This window comes from Streptomyces sp. NPDC090445, assembly GCF_044769385.1.
Lineage (GTDB): Bacteria > Actinomycetota > Actinomycetes > Streptomycetales > Streptomycetaceae > Streptomyces.
On sequence record NZ_JBIVXV010000001.1, the window covers coordinates 679045 to 698438 of the forward strand.

At 71.2% G+C, this 19394-nt stretch carries 18 protein-coding genes, 1 tRNA gene and 1 pseudogene; 13 read left to right on the plus strand and 7 right to left on the minus strand.

Annotation, left to right across the window (positions count from 1 at the left end; all coding sequences use genetic code 11):
* Positions 1-115: 115 nt before the first annotated feature.
* Both ACIQUT_RS03055 and ACIQUT_RS03060 read left to right on the plus strand, forming a co-directional pair.
* Positions 116-904, plus strand: coding sequence for an SGNH/GDSL hydrolase family protein (locus ACIQUT_RS03055; RefSeq protein ID WP_403559313.1), 789 nt, complete (start codon positions 116-118; stop codon positions 902-904).
* Between the two features lie 226 nt (positions 905-1130).
* A complete protein-coding gene (locus ACIQUT_RS03060) occupies positions 1131-2333 on the plus strand; it encodes an MBL fold metallo-hydrolase (protein ID WP_403558559.1) in 1203 nt (400 codons plus the stop codon).
* A 209-nt stretch (positions 2334-2542) separates the two neighbouring features.
* On the opposite strand, the gene ACIQUT_RS03065 is transcribed toward ACIQUT_RS03060, so the two are convergent.
* From ACIQUT_RS03065 to ACIQUT_RS03075, 3 genes are all read right to left on the minus strand, one after another.
* A complete protein-coding gene (locus ACIQUT_RS03065) occupies positions 2543-2971 on the minus strand; it encodes a hypothetical protein (RefSeq protein ID WP_403558561.1) in 429 nt (142 codons plus the stop codon).
* 79 nt (positions 2972-3050) lie between these two features.
* Positions 3051-3377: a hypothetical protein gene (locus ACIQUT_RS03070; RefSeq protein ID WP_403558563.1), complete on the minus strand. Its 327-nt coding sequence runs from the start codon at positions 3375-3377 to the stop codon at positions 3051-3053.
* 2 nt (positions 3378-3379) lie between these two features.
* Positions 3380-4459, minus strand: coding sequence for a tetratricopeptide repeat protein (locus ACIQUT_RS03075; RefSeq protein WP_403558565.1), 1080 nt, complete (start codon positions 4457-4459; stop codon positions 3380-3382).
* A 656-nt stretch (positions 4460-5115) separates the two neighbouring features.
* On the opposite strand from ACIQUT_RS03075, the gene ACIQUT_RS03080 reads away from it, so the two are divergent.
* The 6 genes and pseudogenes from ACIQUT_RS03080 to ACIQUT_RS03105 form a co-directional block, all read left to right on the plus strand.
* Complete coding sequence (locus tag ACIQUT_RS03080) at positions 5116-7086, plus strand: sensor histidine kinase (protein ID WP_403558567.1); 1971 nt, start codon at positions 5116-5118, stop codon at positions 7084-7086.
* A 125-nt stretch (positions 7087-7211) separates the two neighbouring features.
* Positions 7212-7646: a roadblock/LC7 domain-containing protein gene (locus ACIQUT_RS03085; RefSeq protein ID WP_403559316.1), complete on the plus strand. Its 435-nt coding sequence runs from the start codon at positions 7212-7214 to the stop codon at positions 7644-7646.
* Positions 7646-8065 carry a DUF742 domain-containing protein gene (locus ACIQUT_RS03090; protein ID WP_403558569.1) on the plus strand — a complete coding sequence of 140 codons (420 nt, stop codon included), beginning with the start codon at positions 7646-7648 and terminating at the stop codon, positions 8063-8065. The genes ACIQUT_RS03085 and ACIQUT_RS03090 overlap by 1 nt, the downstream gene beginning before the upstream one ends.
* Positions 8043-8672 (plus strand): GTP-binding protein, encoded by a 630-nt coding sequence (locus ACIQUT_RS03095; RefSeq protein WP_403558571.1) that lies wholly within the window; start codon positions 8043-8045, stop codon positions 8670-8672. The genes ACIQUT_RS03090 and ACIQUT_RS03095 overlap by 23 nt, the downstream gene beginning before the upstream one ends.
* A gap of 27 nt (positions 8673-8699) precedes the next feature.
* Positions 8700-9251, plus strand: coding sequence for a GAF domain-containing protein (locus tag ACIQUT_RS03100; protein WP_403558573.1), 552 nt, complete (start codon positions 8700-8702; stop codon positions 9249-9251).
* Between the two features lie 69 nt (positions 9252-9320).
* A pseudogene (locus ACIQUT_RS03105) lies at positions 9321-9482 on the plus strand (MmcQ/YjbR family DNA-binding protein); the annotation flags it as partial.
* Between the two features lie 33 nt (positions 9483-9515).
* Here ACIQUT_RS03105 and ACIQUT_RS03110 read toward each other — a convergent pair.
* Positions 9516-10412: a transketolase family protein gene (locus ACIQUT_RS03110; protein WP_403558574.1), complete on the minus strand. Its 897-nt coding sequence runs from the start codon at positions 10410-10412 to the stop codon at positions 9516-9518.
* Positions 10413-10424: 12 nt separating this feature from the next.
* Positions 10425-11126 carry a transketolase gene (locus ACIQUT_RS03115; protein ID WP_403558576.1) on the minus strand — a complete coding sequence of 234 codons (702 nt, stop codon included), beginning with the start codon at positions 11124-11126 and terminating at the stop codon, positions 10425-10427.
* 144 nt (positions 11127-11270) lie between these two features.
* Between ACIQUT_RS03115 and ACIQUT_RS03120 the strand changes: the two genes are divergently transcribed.
* A tRNA-Pro gene (locus ACIQUT_RS03120) sits at positions 11271-11344 on the plus strand.
* Positions 11345-11553: 209 nt separating this feature from the next.
* Here the strand turns inward: ACIQUT_RS03120 and ACIQUT_RS03125 are convergent.
* Together ACIQUT_RS03125 and ACIQUT_RS03130 are read right to left on the minus strand one after the other, a co-directional pair.
* Entirely contained in the window at positions 11554-15171 is a 3618-nt protein-coding gene (locus ACIQUT_RS03125) for a hypothetical protein (protein WP_403558578.1), read from the minus strand.
* A 48-nt stretch (positions 15172-15219) separates the two neighbouring features.
* Positions 15220-15522 (minus strand): trypco2 family protein, encoded by a 303-nt coding sequence (locus ACIQUT_RS03130; protein WP_403558580.1) that lies wholly within the window; start codon positions 15520-15522, stop codon positions 15220-15222.
* A 361-nt stretch (positions 15523-15883) separates the two neighbouring features.
* On the opposite strand from ACIQUT_RS03130, the gene ACIQUT_RS03135 reads away from it, so the two are divergent.
* The 4 genes from ACIQUT_RS03135 to ACIQUT_RS03150 are packed head-to-tail and all read left to right on the plus strand — an operon-like array spanning position 15884 to position 19238.
* Complete coding sequence (locus ACIQUT_RS03135) at positions 15884-16282, plus strand: hypothetical protein (protein ID WP_403558581.1); 399 nt, start codon at positions 15884-15886, stop codon at positions 16280-16282.
* 25 nt (positions 16283-16307) lie between these two features.
* Positions 16308-17252, plus strand: a complete 945-nt coding sequence (locus ACIQUT_RS03140; RefSeq protein WP_403558583.1) for an ABC-three component system protein — start codon at positions 16308-16310, stop codon at positions 17250-17252.
* Positions 17249-17515 (plus strand): ABC-three component system middle component 6, encoded by a 267-nt coding sequence (locus ACIQUT_RS03145; protein ID WP_123076716.1) that lies wholly within the window; start codon positions 17249-17251, stop codon positions 17513-17515. Before ACIQUT_RS03140 ends, ACIQUT_RS03145 begins: the two co-directional genes overlap by 4 nt.
* Entirely contained in the window at positions 17493-19238 is a 1746-nt protein-coding gene (locus ACIQUT_RS03150) for an ABC-three component system protein (protein WP_403558585.1), read from the plus strand. Before ACIQUT_RS03145 ends, ACIQUT_RS03150 begins: the two co-directional genes overlap by 23 nt.
* Positions 19239-19394 lie beyond the last annotated feature (156 nt).

The window sequence follows — 19394 nt, forward strand, 5'->3', positions numbered from 1 at the left end:
CGCGCTGTTATTCCGCACCGACCGGGTGGTATAGATCACGGTCCGTCAACCCCTTCCTACGGTGGCGTAGGTCACGTCCCGCGGTGAAGGATATGGTCCCGTGGCAGCGACGACGATGACAGAGACGACAGAACAGGCGTACCGGATTATCGGCTCGTACGCGGCACTCGGGGACAGCTTCACGGAGGGTGTGGGGGACCCGGGGCCCGGCGGGCTCTTTCTCGGCTGGGCGGACCGGCTGGCCGTGCTCCTGGCCGACCAGCGCCCCGAGGGCGACTTCCGGTACGCCAACCTCGCGGTGCGCGGACGGCTGCTCGACCAGATCGTGGCCGAGCAGGTTCCCCGGGCCAGGGAGCTCGCCCCCGACCTGGTGAGCTTCTGCGCCGGCGGCAACGACATCATCCGGCCCGGCAGCGACCCGGACGACGTCGCCGAGCGGTTCGAGGCCGCCGTCGCCGACCTCACCGCCGCCTGTGGCCAGGTCATGATCACCACCGGCTTCGACACCCGCGGCGTGCCCGTCCTCAAGCACCTGCGGGGCAAGGTCGCCACGTACAGCGCGCACGTGCGCGCCATCGCCGACCGGTACGACTGCCCCGTCCTCGACCTCTGGTCGCTGAAGTCCGTACAGGACCGCCGAGCTTGGGACGACGACCGGCTGCACCTCTCGCCCGAGGGACACACCCGGGTCGCGCTGCGCGCCGCCCAGGTGCTCGGGCTGGAGGTGCCGGCCGACCCCGACCAGCCGTGGCCGCCGCAGCAGCCGCGCGGCTCGGTGGACGTGACCCGCGACAACATCCAGTGGGCCCGCGAGTACCTCGTGCCGTGGATCGGCCGGCGGCTGCGCGGGGAGTCCTCCGGCGACCACGTCGAGGCGAAGCGACCGGACCTGCTGCCCCTGTAGTGCCCCGAAGGGGCGCGGGGAACTGCGCGATCGGCCACCACCGGCCCGCAGACGATCGCCGGTCCTTACCAGCACCCCCGCGGAGCACTGAGGCTGCTGCGAGGGGTGGTGCGGGCGCGCCCCCGGAATCCTCCGGGGCCGCCCCGCGTTGGTGGTGGTAGACCAGTAGGAAGCAGACTGCCGGCCACGGCCTGCGACCGCCCGCCCCACCCTCCCAGGAGGCGCCTTGACCGGCTCCCAACCCCTGCGTCCCCGGCTGCGCGCCCTGCGCCCCGAAGCCTTCGGCGCGGATCCGTCCGGCGCACGGCTGGAGCGGATCCGGCGCTCGCCGAACTTCGCCGACGGCTCCTTCCGGAACCCGGTAGGCGCCCGGACCAGGCCCTCCGCCTCGATGCTGGAATTCGCCAAGGTCTACTTCCACAAGGAGCAGCGGATCCGGCGCAGCCCCGCCGCGTCGATCCCCGTCCACCCGACGACCCTCGCCGACCTGGCAAAGCCGCCGGTCAGCGGGCTGCGCCTGACCTGGATGGGGCATTCGAGCGTCCTCGCCGAGATCGACGGGCGCCGGATCCTCTTCGACCCGGTGTGGGGCGAGCGCTGCTCTCCCTTCCCCTTCGCCGGGCCCAGGCGGCTGCACCCCGTGCCGGTGCCGCTGGCCGCACTGGGGCCGGTCGACGCCATCGTGATCTCCCACGACCACTACGACCACCTCGACCTGCCGACCGTCAAGCAGCTGGCCGGCACCGACACGGTCTTCGCCGTCCCGCTCGGCGTCGGCGCGCACCTGGAGCACTGGGGCGTCTCCGCTGACCGGCTGCGCGAGCTCGACTGGAACGAGACCACCGAGATCGCCGGCCTGTCGCTGACCGCCACCCCGGCCCGCCATTTCTGCGGGCGCGGGCTGCGCAACGAGCAGCACACCCTGTGGGCCTCCTGGGTCGTCGCCGGCGACGAGCACCGGATCTTCCACAGCGGCGACACGGGCTACTTCCCCGGGTTCAAGGACATCGGCGCCGAGCACGGCCCCTTCGACGCGACCATGATCCAGATCGGTGCCTACTCCGAGTACTGGCCGGACATCCACATGACCCCCGAGGAGGGCGTCCGCGCCCACCTCGACCTCCAGGGGGCCGCGCCGCACGGGGTGCTCCTGCCGATCCACTGGGGGACCTTCAACCTCGCGTTCCACCCGTGGGCGGAGCCGGGCGAGTGGACCCTCGACGCCGGCGCGGAAGCGGAGCAGCCGGTCGCCGTCCCCCGGCCGGGCGAGCCGTTCGAACCGGGCGGCGTCCTCCCCACCGACCCCTGGTGGCGCCCCGTGACCCGGCCCATCGACCGCCCGTGGCGGCAGCCCGCGCCGGCGGACCGGGCGGCTGCCGGCGCCGTCCCCCCGACCGACCGCGACCTGGACCTCGCCGGCGAGAGGTGACGGCCCCGCCGCGCGGGCGGCCCGGGTGAGAGCCGACGACCCGGCCGGCGGGCGGGCCGGGCGAGGGACGACCCGAGCCGGCCGCCCGCCGGCGGGTGGGACGACGGGGACGGCTCCCCCGAACGCTGACTGCGGCTTGTGATCGACGCCCGCGCCGAGCCGCCTCTCGCGGTCCGGCGCGGATCGCCAGGGGCCGTGCGCCGGTGTCATCAGCGACAGCAGGTGCACCAAGGTGAATGGGGGTTCATGTTGCGGACGATGGCTCTGCTCGCAGCGAGGCTGGAGTCGACGAGCTGCTGACGCAGGCGGGACAGCTCCTGCTCCCGCCGGACCTTGAGCGCGGCCGCGGCCGCCGGGTCGGTCTTCGCCAGCTCGGCGACCTCCCGCTTGTGGCTCTCGGCGAGCGCTCCGAGAGCGTCGGCCGGAGTCTGCGGGCGGTTGCGCAGAGCGGATGCGATGCCGCGCAGCACCTTGACGGCGATCAGGCCGCCCACGGCGAGGGCTCCCGCGCCGACGAGGGCCGCAGTGCCGCCGGACGGCAGCGTGGGGGGCGGTGTGTTCGTCGGCTGCCCCCAGGGCTGTGCACGGTCGTCGCCGGGGCGCGTCCCATCCGGGCCGGATGCCTGCCTGTCAGCCATGTTGCTCCCTCTTGTCGGCCGCCGCACGGCGTGCGGCGGCGGATGGCACCGGCCCCGCTCCACCACGGCGATCCGGGTGCTAGAACGGTGGATACGGCGACGAGGCCAAGGGGTCGATATTCGCGACGATCTGACTTTGGGTGTAGATGACGGACTGGACCATCCCGCTGAGCACGGCCGGGTCCATACCGGTGGGCGGCTCGACCTGAAGGCCCGTGAGGTAGTCGTCGGACGCATCCGCCGCGGTGAGCGAAGCGGGGTCGATGTCGTACGCATCCGCGCAGGGCAGCACCCCGAGTGACTCCAGGCTGTCGGCGAGGGCGTCCAGGCCGAGTTCGATCTGGTCCCCGAGGTCTTGCACCACTTCCAGCACGTGCTCGGTGACGTCATGGATCTCGTCGAACATCGTCAGCTGTTCCCTTCAGTCGAATCGGGGCCGGCGATCGGCTCCGGAGGCCGGCGTCCCGGCAACACCCGCTTGGATGCCGCCTTGACCGTGCGGAAGGTGTCGTGCGCCTTCCGCGTTTGGCCGGCGGCCACGGCCTTGGCGAAGGTGCGGGCATCGAAGTCGAACCCGAAGTACGCGACCCTGTCCGCGCCTCTGATCCGCCCGACCAACTGCACGTACTCGGCCTGACGCTGCTCGCGCTCGGCCTGCCGGAAGCGGATGTCGGCGATGACCTGCAGACCCAGCGAGTGCCCGCCGCGCAGTGCCAGTTCGGACGCCGCGATTGCCGAGGCGGTGTCACCCACCACCTGGTAGACCCGGGCGAGGGTGACCAACGGGGAACCTCGGCGGTCCGGCGGGGAGGTGTCGATCGCCAGCTTCGCGTATCGCAGCGCAGCGCGGTGATCTCCCCTGATCAGCTGGATCCGCGTGAGCACCTCCACGGCCGCAGCGTCTCCCGGGTCTCGCTTGAGGGCCTCAACGGACAGCAGCATGGCGCATTTCAGCAGATGCTCCGACGGAGAGGCCTGGTCTTCGGCGGCCATCCCGGTGACCCCCTGGATCAGGGCCCGCGTCACGAGCTGCGTGGGGTCGATGACGCTCCGCGCCGCAGAGTAGATCCGCCGGTCGTGTTCGACGGCCATCAGGACCTCGGCGAGGTTGAGGCTGCGGAGCGGGTCGTCCGGTGCCTCCACGAGCCTCGCCATGACCGCGGACAGGCCGTGTCGCTCGCCGATGACGTCGGTCGCGAGGGTCACACCCGGAAGTGTCGCCATGCCACGGGTCAGCCGACGCGCCCGGTCGCCGATGCGGGCGCCCGTCTCGGTCTCCCCGCAGGCCTGTACGACAAGGCTGCCGAGTCCGGCGACCGATGCCCCGGCCTGCTTCGCCCCCCTGCCCGCACGGCGGGCCAGCTCCGTCGCTTGCTCGTAGCGTTCCGGGTCCTTGGCTGCCACCCGCTCACCGGCCGACGCCGCCTGCTCCTTCGCCCGCTGGAGGCCCTCCTTGCCGATCCCGCGCGCTCGATCGATGAGACCCATGGCTCTCCAAGGTGCTTCCAGCTGATCGGGCCCGGCGGTTGATGCCGTGAGGATGAACCTGAACGGGGCCGCCCACTTCCTCATTTCATAGCACCGGCATGTCAGTGCCGGCCGAATGTTCGGGATTGGGCGACCTTTGCGCCATATTGCACACTGGCGAGCGTTTGGCTTGCTTTCCCCTGTACTTCTGATCGCTTCCTCTCGCGAGGAGATGAGGAGATGAGCTGTCCGATGCTCATCACGCTGAAGGCGCAGGGGGGTGATGCCCAGGTGCCGCCCTTGAGAGCGGTCCGGGTGGCGGGCGTACGGACGGCGTGCTGCTGCCGGACCGCCTCGCGCAGGCGCCGGGCGGCCGCGGCGTGCAAGCCGGGCGGCGGTGGAGAACGCGCGAAGCCGACCGTCACCCCGCCGGTGGGAGGGGAGGGCGCCGTCGGGGGCCGCGCGCGGGCGCTCGTACGGCAGCCCGAACACGCGCTCGCGGCGGATTCGGGCTGCCGTGCGAGCGCCCCCTCGGGAGCGGGAAGCACCCCGGTGAAGTTCCCCAACTGGGCGCCGACGGCGGGATTCTGCGGTCTAGCGTGGGTATCCGGTGATCAACACCGGGCCCGGAATCCATGGGGGCCCGGGCCCATGTATGAGGACACCTGAGGACGCCGATGTCCGGACCCCGCGCCGCCCGCCACACCCCGTCGAGACATGCCGCCGCCGGTCCGGAGCGGCAGATACGGCCCCAGATGGTGCGCGCCGCCGTGCTGCCCACCCTCGCCGCCGGTCTCAGCGGAACCGCCGCGGTGATCTTCACCCTGCAGCTCGGCGGCGGGGGCGGGCACCGGGACGCCCGGCTCTGGCCCGTCCTCTTCGGCTGCGCCCTGCTCGTCGTCGGCGCGCTCGCCGCAGCCCTGCTCGGCGCGCAGCGCAGCGCCAAGGCGGTCCGGGACCGCTGCGAGGACCTGCGCCGCTCCAGCGTGCGCGGCCGCCAGGAGCTGCGGACCAGCGCGGAACGGCTCGAACGCGGCGAGCAGCCGGCCCGGCCCGTCCGCGGCGGCCCGACCGCGCCGCCGCCCGGCACCGACCCCGGGCAGGTCGACGAGTTCTGGCTGCTGTCCCAGGAGCTGCGCGGCGCCCGGGAACAGGCGCACGCCGCCCTCGTACGGCTGGCCGGGCCCGCCACCCCCTGCGACAGCGAGCGGAAGGTCGAGGTCTTCGCCAATCTCGCCCGGCGCCTCCAGTCCCTCGTGCACCGCGAAATCTCGCTGCTCGACGGGCTGGAGGACACCGTCGAGGACCCCGACCTGCTGAAGGAGCTCTTCCACGTCGACCACCTGGCCACCCGGATCCGCCGGCACGCCGAGAACCTCGCCGTGCTCGGCGGCGCCGGCTCCCGCCGCCAGTGGACCCGCCCCATCGACCTGAGCGAGGTGCTGCGCTCGTCCGTCGCGGAGGTCGAGCAGTACACGCGGGTCAAGGTGGTCCCGCCGGCCGGGGGCACCGTCCGCGGCCACGCCGTCGCCGACGTGGTGCACCTGCTCGCCGAACTGATCGAGAACGCCACGGTGTTCTCCGCCCCGGACACCGACGTCGTCGTGCGCGCGGAGCGGGTCACCGCCGGCATCGCCGTGGAGGTCGAGGACCGCGGGCTGGGCATGCCGGCCGCGGAACACCACCGGATGAACGCCCTCCTCGTCGATCCCGACCAGGTCAGCGTGCGGCACCTGCTGGCGGACGGGCGGATCGGCCTGTACGTGGTCTCGGCACTGGCCCGGCGGCACGGCATCGCCGTCGAGCTCAAGTCCAACATCTACGGCGGGGTGCTCGCCGTGCTCGTCCTGCCGCAGGACCTGCTCGGTGCCGAGGCGCCCGGCGCCGCCGACGCGATCGGCGGCTCCCGGGCCACCTCGTGGGGGACGGGCGCGGGGGCTGGGGCCGCGTTTGGCCACGGGGCCGGGGCCGCAGTGGAGCCCGGGGCCGGGCCCGCGCCCGCGCCCGGGATGCCGCTGCTGGAGCCCGCGCGGGTGTCCGTGCCCCGGCCGGAGCCCGCAGCCCAGCGGCCGACGGCACCGGCCTGGGCGACGGCTGCCCCGGGGCCGCGGACCGGCCGTACGGGGCCGACGGGGCCGACGGGACCGGTGGCCTCGCCGCCGGCTCCGGTCCAGCACCCGGCACCTGCACCTGCCCCGGTCCGGGCTCCGGCGGTGGTGCAGCCGCCGCAGCCGCAGGCTCCGTACGCCGCCGAGGCCTGGGCAGCGGCTCCGGGTGCGGGGCGGGTGGCTCCCGCCCCGGCGGCGCGGCCCGACCGCAGGCCCGCTCCCGGGGCGGGCCCGGGCCTCGGACCGGATCCGCGGCTCGGCACGCACCCGGCGGACCCCTGGCCGGTGGCCGGGGCCCGGCCAGGGGGCTCGGCCCGGAACACGGCACCGGCGGCCGCGTCCGTGCCGGCCGCCCGGACCGACCCGGACCGGCCGCCCCTGCCCCGCCGGCGGGCCCAGGCCCACCTGGCCCCCGAGCTGCGGGACGCCCCCGCCCCGCGGCGGGCCCACACCCCCGACCAGCCCGTTCACGACCCGGGCCTGATGGCCGCCTTCCGGCGCGGCTTCGGCCTCGCCCAGTCGGAGAACGACGACGTATGACCCCGAACCCCCACCCCGGCAAGGAGCGCACCACCATGGGCGGCGAAACGGCCACCACGACGGCCCCGACAGCGGCAGCGGCAGCGGCCCCGGCACCGGCGGCGACCAGGACCCCGACCACCACGATCCCCACCACCACGACCCCGACCACGCAGGCCGTCCGGCTCGCCGATCTCGACTGGCTGCTCAGCGGCCTCGTCCAGCGGGTCCCGTACACCCGCAGCGCGGTGCTCCTGACCACCGACGGCCTCGTCACCTGCCTCCACGGCCTCGACTCCGACAGCGCCGACCACCTGGCGGCGCTGGCCTCCGGCCTGTACTCCCTGGGCCGCAGCGCCGGATCCCGCTTCGGCGACGGCGCGGAGGTCCGGCAGGTGGTCGTCGAGCTCGACACCGCGCTCGTCTTCGTCACGGCCGCCGGATCCGGCACCTGCCTGGCCGTCCTCGCCGACCGGGAGGCCGACGCGGGCGTCCTCGGCTACGAGATGGCGATGCTGGTCAAGAGCGTCCGGCCGTACCTGGCGGCCCCGCCGCGGCGGCCCGCCGCCGGCCGGGAGTGATGCGGTCCCGGGCCGCGCACGGCAGGGGAGCCCCGCGCGAGACGACGCCCTGGCTCGACGACTCGGCCGGGCGGGTGATGCGCCCGTACACGGCCAGCGGCGGGCGGACCCGGCCGGCCGTCGCCCTCGACCTGCTGTCCCTGGTCACCGCGACCGGGGTGCGGCCGCGTACCGCCCTCGGCGCCGAGCACACCCTGGCACTGCGCCTGTGCGCGGGCACCGCGGCCGTCACCGTCGCCGAGGTGGCCGGGCAGCTGCGGCTCCCGGTGGTGGTGGTGAAGGTGCTCCTGTCCGACCTGATGGAATCCGGGGCCGTCACGGCGCAGGCGCCGCGGTTCCCGGGCGGCGGAACGTCCGCCGCAGCCGATGACCAGACCCTGCTCCGGGCGGTGCTCGATGGCCTACGCCGACGACTGTGACACCCGTACCCACCCCCGCGCGGCCGCCGCCACCGCCGCGCTGCCCGTGACGCTGAAGATCCTCGTCGCGGGCGGGTTCGGGGCGGGCAAGACGACCTTCGTCGGGGCGGTCAGCGAGATCGAGCCGCTGTGCACGGAGGAACTGCTCAGCGGCATCGGCGAGGCCACCGACCCGCTGGACGGCGTCGAGACGAAGACGGCCACCACCGTCGCCCTCGACTTCGGCCGGATCACCCTGGACGAGCGCCACGTCCTCTACCTCTTCGGCACACCCGGCCAGCAGCGCTTCTGGTTCCTCTGGGAGGAGCTGTGCATCGGGGCGCTCGGCGCGGTCGTGCTCGCCGACACGCGCCGCCTCGCCGACTGCTTCCCGGCCGTGGACTTCTTCGAGCGGCGCGGCATCGGATTCATCGTCGCCGTCAACGAGTTCGACGACGGCCACCGCTACACCGCGGAGGAGGTCCGCGAGGCGGTGGGCCTCGCGCCCGGCATCCCCGTCGTACGGTGCGACGCGCGGCTGCCGGGCTCCGGTACGGGGGTGCTGGCCGCCCTCGTCCGCCATCTGCTGTTCCCGGCCGCACCGCAGCAGCCGGATCGGTATGCCTGAATCGGTATTCGTAAGGGGGGAACCGTCATGACGTACTACGAGTCGACCGGACACCTGCTGCTCACGCCGGTGGACCGGGAGGCGCCCGCGCGCGCCGTCCGGCTGCGCGAACTGGGCCTCGGGCAGCGGGCGGACACCGAGCTGGACGCCTTCGCCCGGCGGATCGCCGAGGTGCTGCAGGCCCCGTACGCGGGGGTCAACTTCGTCGGCGAGGAGCGGCAGTTCTTCGCCGGCCTGCACCACGCGCCGGACGCGCCGCTCAGCGGCTACCCGGCGCGGGTACTGCCGCGGGACCACGGGTACTGCCCGCACGTGGTCGTGCGGCGGCGGGCGCTGGTGCTGGAGGACGTACGGGACTTCGCGCGGTTCGCCGGGAACGCCGTGGTCGACGAGAGCGGGGTGCGGTCCTACGCGGGCGCGCCGCTGACCGACCGGCAGGGGATGGTCCTGGGCACGGTGTGCGCGGTGGACGTGGCGCCCCGCCGGTGGGGGACCGAGGGCCTGGCGACCGTGAAGTCCCTGGCGGCGGAGCTCGCGAACCTCGTCCGGGCGCGCGAGGACGCGGCGCGGGCCGGCTGAGCGGGCACCGGTCGGGCGGCCGCCGTCGGGGCGATCGTCAGTGCCGGACGCTACGGTCGCCGACGTGGCCGGTTCTTCGTCCGGACCGGCCACGACGACTACGCCTGGCTCCGGGTCCGCCTGGGGGCGCTGGAGGACACGGCCGAGCTGCGCGCGATCCTGGTCGACTCCTGGCGGCAGGCGGCCCCCAAGCGCCTGGCCGAGGCCCATCCGGAGCCGGCGGGGGAGTGACCGGGCCTGGCGCGCGGGGCACGCGGGGCGGGATCACCGCAGGAACGCGGTGATCCGCTCCCGCAGGGACCGCGCGTCCAGGCCGTGGGCCGCGGTGTGCTCCTCGATCGTGCCGTAGCGGCGCAGCTCCGCCCGGCCGACCCCCAGCCCGAGGACCCGGTGCGGCACGTCGACGAGCGCCTGCCCGGCGGCCGCCGACGAGGTCCCGGCCAGGTACGGCTCGACGAGGACGACGTCGGCCGAGGCCCGGCCGACGGCCTTGCGCAGCGTCTCCTCGTCGAAGGGCCGCACGGTGGCGGCGTACAGCACCGTCACGTCCAGCCCCTCGGTCGCGGCGAGGACCTCGTCGAGCAGCGGGCCCACGGCGACGACCACCCCGGCAGCGCCCTCCCGCACGGCCTGCATGCGCAGACCGTCCACCGTGCGCGGAGCCGCGTTCGACTGCATCGAGAGGCGGACGTACACCTTGTCGTCGCCCGCGGCGTAGGCGTGCCGGAGCAGGGCCTCGGCCTCGTCCGGGTGGCCGGGCACGTGGACCGTCCAGCCGTCCAGGGTGTCCATCAGCGCCACGTCACCCGGTGACATGTGCGTGAAGCCGCCGGCCGGCCAGTCGTAGCTGGCGGCCGCACTGACCAGGACCCCGCCGGTGCCCTGGTGCCCGAAGTCCAGCTTGAGCTGCTCGAACGGCCGCTCGACGAGGAAGCTCGCGAAGGTGTGCATGACCGGCCGCATCCCGGTGAGCGCCAGCCCGCCGCCCACGCCGACCAGCAGCTGCTCCCGGATTCCGACGTTGATCAGCCGGTCCGGATGGCGCCGCTGCGCCGGCCGGAACCCGTCCATGCTGATCTCGGCCAGCACCACGGCCAGCCGGGGGTCCTCGTCGAGCATCCGCGACGTGACCGCGATGAACCGCTCCCGCATGTTGTCCATGGTCTTCTCCCCTCAAGCCTTCTTCTCGACGCGGGCGACCACGGCGTGCGGCCGTCCCGGATGCGGTGCGGTGAACGCGGCGTACAGCGCCTCGTGGTCCCGGCCGTCCACGGTCACCGCGGACCAGCCCGCAGCCTCGAAGCGGGAGGCGATCCCGCCCCGCCAGCCGTGGGTCGCCGAGTCGTTGTCGATCACCACCGTGTGCAGCCGTTCCAGCCCGGCCGCACCCGCGTACGCCAGTGCCTCGTGGTTGCTGCCCTCGTCGAGCTCGGCATCGCCGACCAGCACCCACACCGCCGGATCGGCCAGCCCCTGGGCCCGCAGCCCGAGGGCGCTGCCGACGGCGAGCGGCAGCCCGTGCCCGAGCGAGCCGCTGGCGATCTCGACGCCGGGGACGAGCACCCGGTCGGGGTGGTGGCCGAGCGGGGAGTCGTACGAGCCGAAGCCGCCCAGCCAGTCCACGGGGAAGAACCCCTTCGCGGCGAGCACGGCGTAGTACGCCATCGGCCCGTGCCCCTTGGACAGCAGGAAGCGGTCCCGCGCCGGGTCCTCGGCGGTCCCGGGCCCGACCCGCAGCACCCGGTCGTAGAGCACCCACAGCACGTCGAGGGTGGACGTGGCGGCCGGCCCGTGCTTCTCGGCCCCCGTCATGAGCGCCATGAGACGCGCCAGATCCTGGTGGCGGAACTCCGTGTCCGCGGTTCCTTGTGTCATGCATGGATCATGCAACCTCAAGTGCGGTTGAGGTCAACTGCAAGCCCCGCAATCCGACGACCGAAATCCGCGCGCAACCACCCCGGGAAGTGCGGTATTGTTCTCATGCGCGTTCGGCCAGGGAAACCCCAGGTCAGCGGGCATCGGGACGTGGCGCAGCTTGGTAGCGCACTTGACTGGGGGTCAAGGGGTCGCAGGTTCAAATCCTGTCGTCCCGACTCGAAAGAGTCGCAGATCAGGGGCCGTTTTGGAGCACTCCAAGACGGCCCCTTGATTTTTTTGGGGACCAGTTGGGGACCAGTCTTCAGTTCCGCAACGCTTCTTGACCCAGTCAAGGTGCGCTACAGGCCGCAGGTCTGCGGCATGGACGGAGCGCCTGCCCATCGCAGTAGACATCGGCGGCCTTGTCGTAGGGGCTTCAGACCGGTCAGCGCGGGGCGGACGATCCTGAGTCGACTCCGACTTGTTCCCGCGAGGCGTCGCGCCGCGTTTCCGCGTCGAGGGCCGAGCGGAGGCGATCTGCGTACGGCAGGTCTTCGTGCCGGGTCAACCAGTCGGTTGCAAGGCGCATCACGTGGACTCTCTGGATGGGCGAGAGCGCCGGGAGAGCGAGGAGATCCTCGAGGACGAGACGTACCTTCGGCCCCATGTCGTGCTCTTCGAGCCAGCTCAGGGCGCTGTCGACGGCGTGGGATCGTCGGTCCTCGTCGAGGTCTGGGTGGCGCAGGACACCGGAGAGCACGGAGCGTGACTTCATCGACCGGTCGGTGCTCAGACGGTCCAGAGCGATGTCGATGCCGGTGCGTGCCTGCTCGGCGGACAGGTCCGGGCGTGTGAGGAAGGAGGCGAGCACCGGGCGCTGGACCTTGCCGCCGTGGTAGGCGAGCCACCGTAGGCTGACGTCCGCGAGGGACCGTGCCTGATCCCGCGTCAGTCCATCGGGCTGGCTGAGCATGACGGCCATGAGCACGTGATCATCTGGATGTGCGAGGAGCGCGGCGCATCCGAGTCGGATGGCACGTTCCAGCTGTGCGGACGGCAGGTCCGGCACGCGCAGCAGGGCGCCCAGAACGGCACCGAACGCCTCGTGCCCCGGGTGGCTGTCGAGCCACGTGAAGGCGAGCGTGACGACGGTCCGAGCCTGGTCCTGGGTGAGTTCCTCGCAGTGGATGAGCAGGCGAAGCAGTATGGCCGGGCCGGACGGGGAGTCAGGTTGCGACCCCAGTCGTTCCAGGAGAAGGGCGGCGGCGTCCGCCACGCTGTCGGTGGACAGCAGCGTGCCCAGGATGCGGGAGCCTGCCGGCTGGTCGGCAGGGCCCTCAGCCGCCCACCAGCGGGCGACGGCGATCATCCGGGTACGCAGCTCCGGCGGGCACCCGTTGGTGGACAGGAGTTTCTGCACGACCCGGCCCGTGCTCGGGTACACCTGTCCCGTCTCCAGCCAGTCCAGTGCGCTTCGGATCAACGTCGCGCGGTCCGGGTCCGGGAGGTGGTCGTCTTCGAGCAGAGCACACAGTTCCGGACCGATGTTCCAGCCAGGGCGCACATCGGAACGCAGCCACACGAGGGCGCGGTCCACGAGCTTCCGGCGGGCGACAGTGTCGATGTCCGCACGCCCGAGGAAGGCACGGACCACGGGTGCGACCCCGACGGACCGGTACGGAGTGAGCCACGCCAGGACGCCCGCGACCACTCTCTCCAGTCGATCCCCGGCGTGGTCCATGGCGAGCAGGCGCTTCAACAGCGCGGGCGTATGACGCCAGTCGGGCCGGAACGACACCCAAGTGAGGGTGCAGTCGACCACCAGGTCCTCGGTCCTCGGCGAAAGACCGGGGCGCTCGATCAGCGCGAGCAGAAGATGCTCCGTGTCGGTCTGTCCGCCCCGGCGGACGAGCCATCCGACGCACGCCTCGACAAGGAACGCGGGAGCGGGATCCATGCCTCTCAGGGCGGCGGTAAGGAACGGCTGCGCGGTGTGGTTGGCCTCGGCGCTGGAGAGCCAGGGAGTAACCAGCGTGTTCCACACGGAGCGGTCGAACCCCTGCCAGGGTGGGCTCGTCACCATCGTTAGCAGTGCCTGGCCGCCGTCGTCACGGGCGTCCGCCAAGAGCCGGCCGAGCGGACCCACCTGGGCCGTGAGCCATTCCCCGCAAAAGCGTTCCAGGGCGGCGATCCGATGGGCGGGGCCATGCGCTGCCATGTCGACGGCCAGCCGACGGAGATGGCCGGTGAATACGGAGAACGTACGTGCATGCCGCGTGAACGCGTCAAGGAGCGCACCGGCAGCGGCTGCGTCGATGCTCCATCCGGGAGAGGGCATCAGCGACTGCAGCAGGAGTTCGTCGGTGACGATGTCGTGCACCACGACCAGCTGACCGCCGACCTCGTCGAGCCACCCGAGTGAGATCAGCGTGTCGACGACGCGCCGCCCTCCGAACGGAGCGGCCAGCCCGCCAGCCACCCTGAGGAAGGTGTCGATGGCCTGCTCGACGACCATCCGGGACTGCGGGCTCGCTGCGACCGCCACGGTGAAGGCCAGCTGCTCGATGGCAGGCGTGGTGATACCCAAGGGGGAGGGGCTGAGTGCGGGACTCGTGGCGAGCGCGTCCCGGCGCATGCCCTCGCGCAGCCAGTCCAGCAGCTCGCCGGGCCGGACCGATGCCGCCACCCCCGGTGCGCGGTGGGCCAGTCCCTGCTCCTCGATCGCCCGCGCGATCAACAGCGCGATCACGGGACGCCGCCCGCAGATCCGGGACACCGCCTCGTTCCCCCATCGGCGTACTGTGTCCGGTGCCGCGCGGCGGACTACCTGGTCGATGATCGCGGACTGGTGCGGCCAGTCCTCTCGTACATAGATCTCGTCGAGCACCCGGCTGCTGCCACGGAGCTGAACCGTGTGCAGGGATCCGGGCCGCACGGAGGCCAGGCACGCCACGGTCACGCCACGTTGCTTGGCCTCCGGGATCAGCATTTCGGCGAGGACGCGCAGGTCGACCTGTGGGCAGGCGTCGAGGTAATCCAGTATCAGCAGCACCCGTCGGCGGCCGCACGAGACGACGGAAGCGGACACGTCGTCGACTGTCACGGCGCTGTCGGGCTGGACGTGCAGGACTTGCCAGCCCGCGCGGTCTGCCCGGTGCGCGACCTCGAAGCATGTCCGCGTCTTGCCCGAACCGGCTGGTCCGACCAGCAGTGCCCCTCGTGAACTGCCAGTGCTCAGCCGGGCGAACAGGCGGTCCGGATGCGATGGGTGGTCCATCCCTGGATGGATGAAGGGTAGGTGCTCCTCGTCGAGAAAGCTGCGTCGTCCGAGCAGGCGCCGCATGACCTCGGCATGGGCGCTTACGCGGCCGCGCACGGCTGGGTCGAACGGCGTCGGCACGATGTCCCTCGGCGGCACCGGCTCCACCTCGTGCTCGGCCAGCAGGCGCACGAATTCAGGATCTCGGGACACCTGGGAGAGGTCGGTCGCGGTGAGGCTCGCTGCGCCGGATGGAACGTGATGGCTCGTGCACACGCCGACGAGAACGCCGTCGTGCGTGATGACCCCTGCCCCGGATATCCCTCCCCAGGGAGAACCGCTCGACTCCAGCGGCGCAGGGCTGCTGAGTGAGAGCTCCAACTCGTGGCTCCCCAGGAAGGAGCCCAGAAGGATTTCCCCGGTCAACTGACGGGTTCTGGGAGCATCCTGATGCGATGCGTGATCCGGGAACCCGATCGCCACGAACGGCACCGCCTCCACGGTCCGAGGCAGGACGCCCCACCGGGCGGGAGGGATGAGGGGCCCGCCCTCCCCGAGAACCAGGAGGGCGAGGTCCACCTTGTCGATCCGGTGCCGTAGCACCGCGGTGACCTGAAGCCTCTGCGTCGGCTGCCCTGGAAGTCTCACCTCATAGCGGTCACCGGGCTGGGTAAAGCCGTGGCCGGCGCAGATGGCCAGTCGTGAGGCGAGCATGAATCCGGACGCGCTGAATCGAGGGGCGTCGTCGGATCCGCGGCGCACCACCATGGCCACGCGCTCCAGGGCCTGCTGCGCGGCGATCACACCAGCCACAGCCGATGCCGCTCTCGGAGGACCGACTCATCCACGAGGTCAGTCCTCCAGAACGGCTCCACGTCCCGAATTCGTCAGGACCGAACCGCCGTTGGCCGTCTCGGCCGAGAGCTCCAAAGACACGGTGTGGGTGGCGGAGACGCCCCCGGTCGTCTTCCCGCCGGCGGACAGCACCCAGAACTTGACCCCGCCCTGGGCCTCTGCCGATGCCGTCACGGCGACCTGCACGTCCAGCTTCACGGACTGCACCCGAAGCCGGACCGGTTGGCCCTCCCCGTCCGCCATGGCCTGCGCCAATTCACCACGCAGTGCCTTGATGGTCTCCGCCAGACCGATCTCCACTAGTCCCCCTATTCTGGACCGCTGCCGCCGCCATCGTGCCCGTGGGGCAATGGTGGTGGAGACGGCCTACGTGATCACCCAACCATGGTAGAGGGTCGGTCGAAGATGTTGGGGTCGACTTCGACGTCCTCTCTTCCGTGCCCTTCGCCACCACAGGCTCTCCCGTCACAGGGCGGGCATCGCAGGAACTCCCCCTCATCCTTGGAAGGTTCAGCCGTCTCGCGCCATGCCGTGGTGCGCCTACATCGAGGAGGGCTGACAGCGGAGCCGTGGTGCGGCGGCGAGGGGGGCGATGGACAACCACTTTCGGAGTCTCGTAAGCTTCATCCGAATTTCCGAATCAGGGCGGCGGGGGATCACCATGGCCGGACATGCCATCACGGTGGACGACGAGGTCTTCGAGCGGCTCCAGCGCGAAGCGCAGCCGCTGGTGGACACTCCGAACAGCGTCCTGCGCAGAATCCTCAAAATGGACGGTCCAAGCGGTGCTGGCCATCGGCGGCGGAAGCCCTCGCTTGCGCCCCTGCTCGCCAAGGGCCTCGTCCGTCCCGGCCAGCGGCTCACTTGGCAGCGCCGGCACCTGGGCGTCACGTACGCGGCCCAGGTGACCGAGGAGGGCCGGATGCGGCTGGAGGACGGCGTGGTCTGCGACTCGCCCTCCGGCGCCTGCGAGGCGGCGGCCCGGTGCAAGATCAACGGGTGGGCCGTGTGGTGCACTGACGGCGGCACGCCTCTCGCGGATCTCCGCGCCAGGGTGTGAGCGGCAGATCACACAGGTCTGAACCGTGGACTTCACTCAGCGCATGCTTGCGCGCCTTACCCTGCGCAGTCACCTCACCGATATGCCCGGCGAGCAGTTCGAGAAGCTGATTCATCACCTCCTGAGTCTTCGGTATCCGGATTTCGTGGCGGTCCGTACTCACGGCAACCTGGGTGACATGGGAGCCGACGGCCTCCTCCTGTGGGAGCGGGAGCTCTGGGCCTGCTACTCGCCGCAGACGGAGGACATCAACAAGGTCAAGGCGAAATTCCGGTCGGACTTGGAAAAGGCGCTCGCCAAGCGGCCCGATGCGTTCGACACGTTCCGATTTGCTGTCAATGACCTCAAGGGGATTCATCCCGAGCTCAGTGTTCTCATGACGGAGGCCCAGGAGAAGCTCCGCCCGCGGCGAGTGATCCCCTACGGATGGCATGCCCTGTGGGCCGACGTGATGCGCCTCGATCGGATGGCAGCGGAGGACTTGCTCGGATGCGAGCTTCCCGTGCAGGCGATGACGTACGGCATCGGCCTCACTGACGATCTGGAGGTGCTGCTCGCTCAGTTGGGTGAGCAGCGCCATGTCTCGGAACCCCTGGCCGCCATTCCCGAGGTGAACCAATACAAGATCCAGTGGAACGGGCTGACCGGCGATGTGCACAGTGCCCTGATCCAGGGGATGAAGCACAGCTATCTGGTGGACGGCTACTACCAGGGGATCGCCTCGCCGGACGAGTACGACCGGGTGGCAGGGGGATTCCGGGTCTACTACGAGCAGGTCCGAGCGGGAACGCCTGACGACGAGAAGCTGTGGGCGGCGCTGCAGCAGTACATCCTAGGCAACGCGAACCCGAGTCTGAGCTCCATGTACTGTGCCTGGATCGTGATCGCCTACTTCTTCCAGCAGTGCGATGTGTATGACGTCCCGCCCGAGGGCTGGGTGCCGGATGGGGTTGTGAGGAGTCAACCGTGATCACCCCCACCAAGGGGATCTCCCCCGACCGTTCCCTGCTCGCCGTCGGCGCCCAGATTGCCCGGGTCCTCGACACTCCCATGACCGTGACCCAAACGTGGTCGAGGTTCCGGGCCGAACGTACCCGTCTCGGACACCACTCCCCGGTCTCGTTCCAGTGGTTTGTCCTGGGGCTCGATGTGCTCTACTCGCTCGGCGTCGTCGAGCTCCGTGACGACCTGCTGACCCGGAGGAGGCGTGATGCTGCGACGGCTGACAGCTAACGACCCGCGTTTCCGTGCCGTCGACTTCCGGCCGGGAATGAACCTCCTTGTGGCAGAGGCGACGCCTGGTTCCGCCCATACCGACAGCCGCAACGGAACCGGTAAGTCCAGCGTGGTCGAGCTGCTGCACTTCCTGTTGGGCGCGGCAGTGAAAAAGACATCTCTCCCGGCCCGGCCCGCGCTGCGCACCACGGCCTTCTCTCTCCTCCTGGACTGGCCCGGTCTCGACGAACCCGTGCAGGTGTCCAGGTGCGGTGCGAAGCCGAATCTGGTACGGACGGTTCTCGCCGGTGCGGAGAGCGGCGAGAACCTCTTTTCCTTCCGCCACATGGCGGAGATGCCGCTGGCGGAGTGGTCGGCGCGAATCGAGAGGGAACTGTTTCGGCTGCCCGCCGACCACGCTGGGATCTCGGGGCGGGCGATGCTGGCGCTGCTCATGCGCCGGGTAGGGTCACACGCTTTCAACGATCCGGTAAGGACCTTCCCGCAGCAGGCTCCTTCGGAGGCCGCTGCCAACCTGGCCTATCTGCTCGGCCTCGACTGGAGACTGGCCGGCGGCTACCGAGCCATCGCCGTGCAGGAGGCAACCCGCAAGCAGCTGAAGGCGGCCCTGAACGACCCCGCCTGGGGCCAGGTCGTCGGTTCCACGGCGGATCTGAGGGCGAAGATCATCGTTGCCGAGGGCGACGTCGAAAACCTCAAGGCGGAGATCGCGTCCTTCCGGGTCGTGCCCGCCTACGAAGATCTCAAGCGGCGGGCCGACGAACTGGACCAGAAAGTACGCGCCCTGCCAGAGGACGATGTCATCGACCGGCGCAACCTGGCTGACCTTCGGCGAGCAGTCGCGGAGGCCAACGACCCTGACACCGCATATCTGGACGCCGCCTACCGCGAGCTCGGTGTGGTGCTTCCCGGCCAGGTGCACCGGACTTTTGACGAAGTTCGTGGCTTCCACGCGTCCGTCGTCCGCAACCGCCGGCGCTATCTCGCCGACGAGATCGACGAGACGGAACAGCGTCTTGCGGAGCGGGTACGGGAGCGCCAGCGCCTGGGGGAGGAGCTCGCTACCACGCTCAAGTCTCTGAGGGAAGGCGGGGCTCTTGACGGCCTGACGGGATTGCAACAGGTCCTCGCCCAGAAGCAGGCGGCCCTTGAAGCGCTCCGGAAGCAGCATGAGACCGCGCAGGTCCTAGAGTCGACGGGGCGGGAGATCGCGGTCCGGCGTGCCGAGCTCCAGGAGGAGCTTGCCCTTGATCTGGAGGAGCGCGCGGAGCAGACACGCGAGGCGACCTGGATGTTCTCCCGGTTCGCCCGCCGTCTGTACGGGCAGGACCGTGAGGCGTATCTGCGGATCAACGCAGGCACGCACAGCCTGGAGATCACCGCTCATGTCGACAGCCGGGACAGCACTGGCATTAACAAGATGGTGATCTTCTGCCTGGACCTGACGGCAGCGGTACTGGCGCACCGGCACGGAAGGGGCCCCGATTTCCTCGTCCACGACAGCCACCTGTTCGATGGCGTCGATGACCGCCAGGTAACCGAGGCGCTGCGGCTTGCTGCTGAGGTAGCCGAGCTGGAAGGGCTCCAGTACATCGCCACCTTTAACTCGGACAAGCTCCACCGGGCGCGTGACGGCGGCTTCGATCCGGCGCCGTACATGATTGAGCCGAAGCTCAACGACGAGTACGAAGACGGCGGGCTGTTCGGGTTCCGGTTCTGACCGGACACGCCGCTGCGGCTCCGGCGACGGCGCGGATGGTGTGCGTCTTCAGCAGGCTCCTCTGCAGTTTCGGTGCGTTACTGCCCGCCCAGACTGACTCGGAGACTCCTGTCGGAATCGCCTCTGCGAGGCGTCCGTGGGGACCAGTTGCGGACC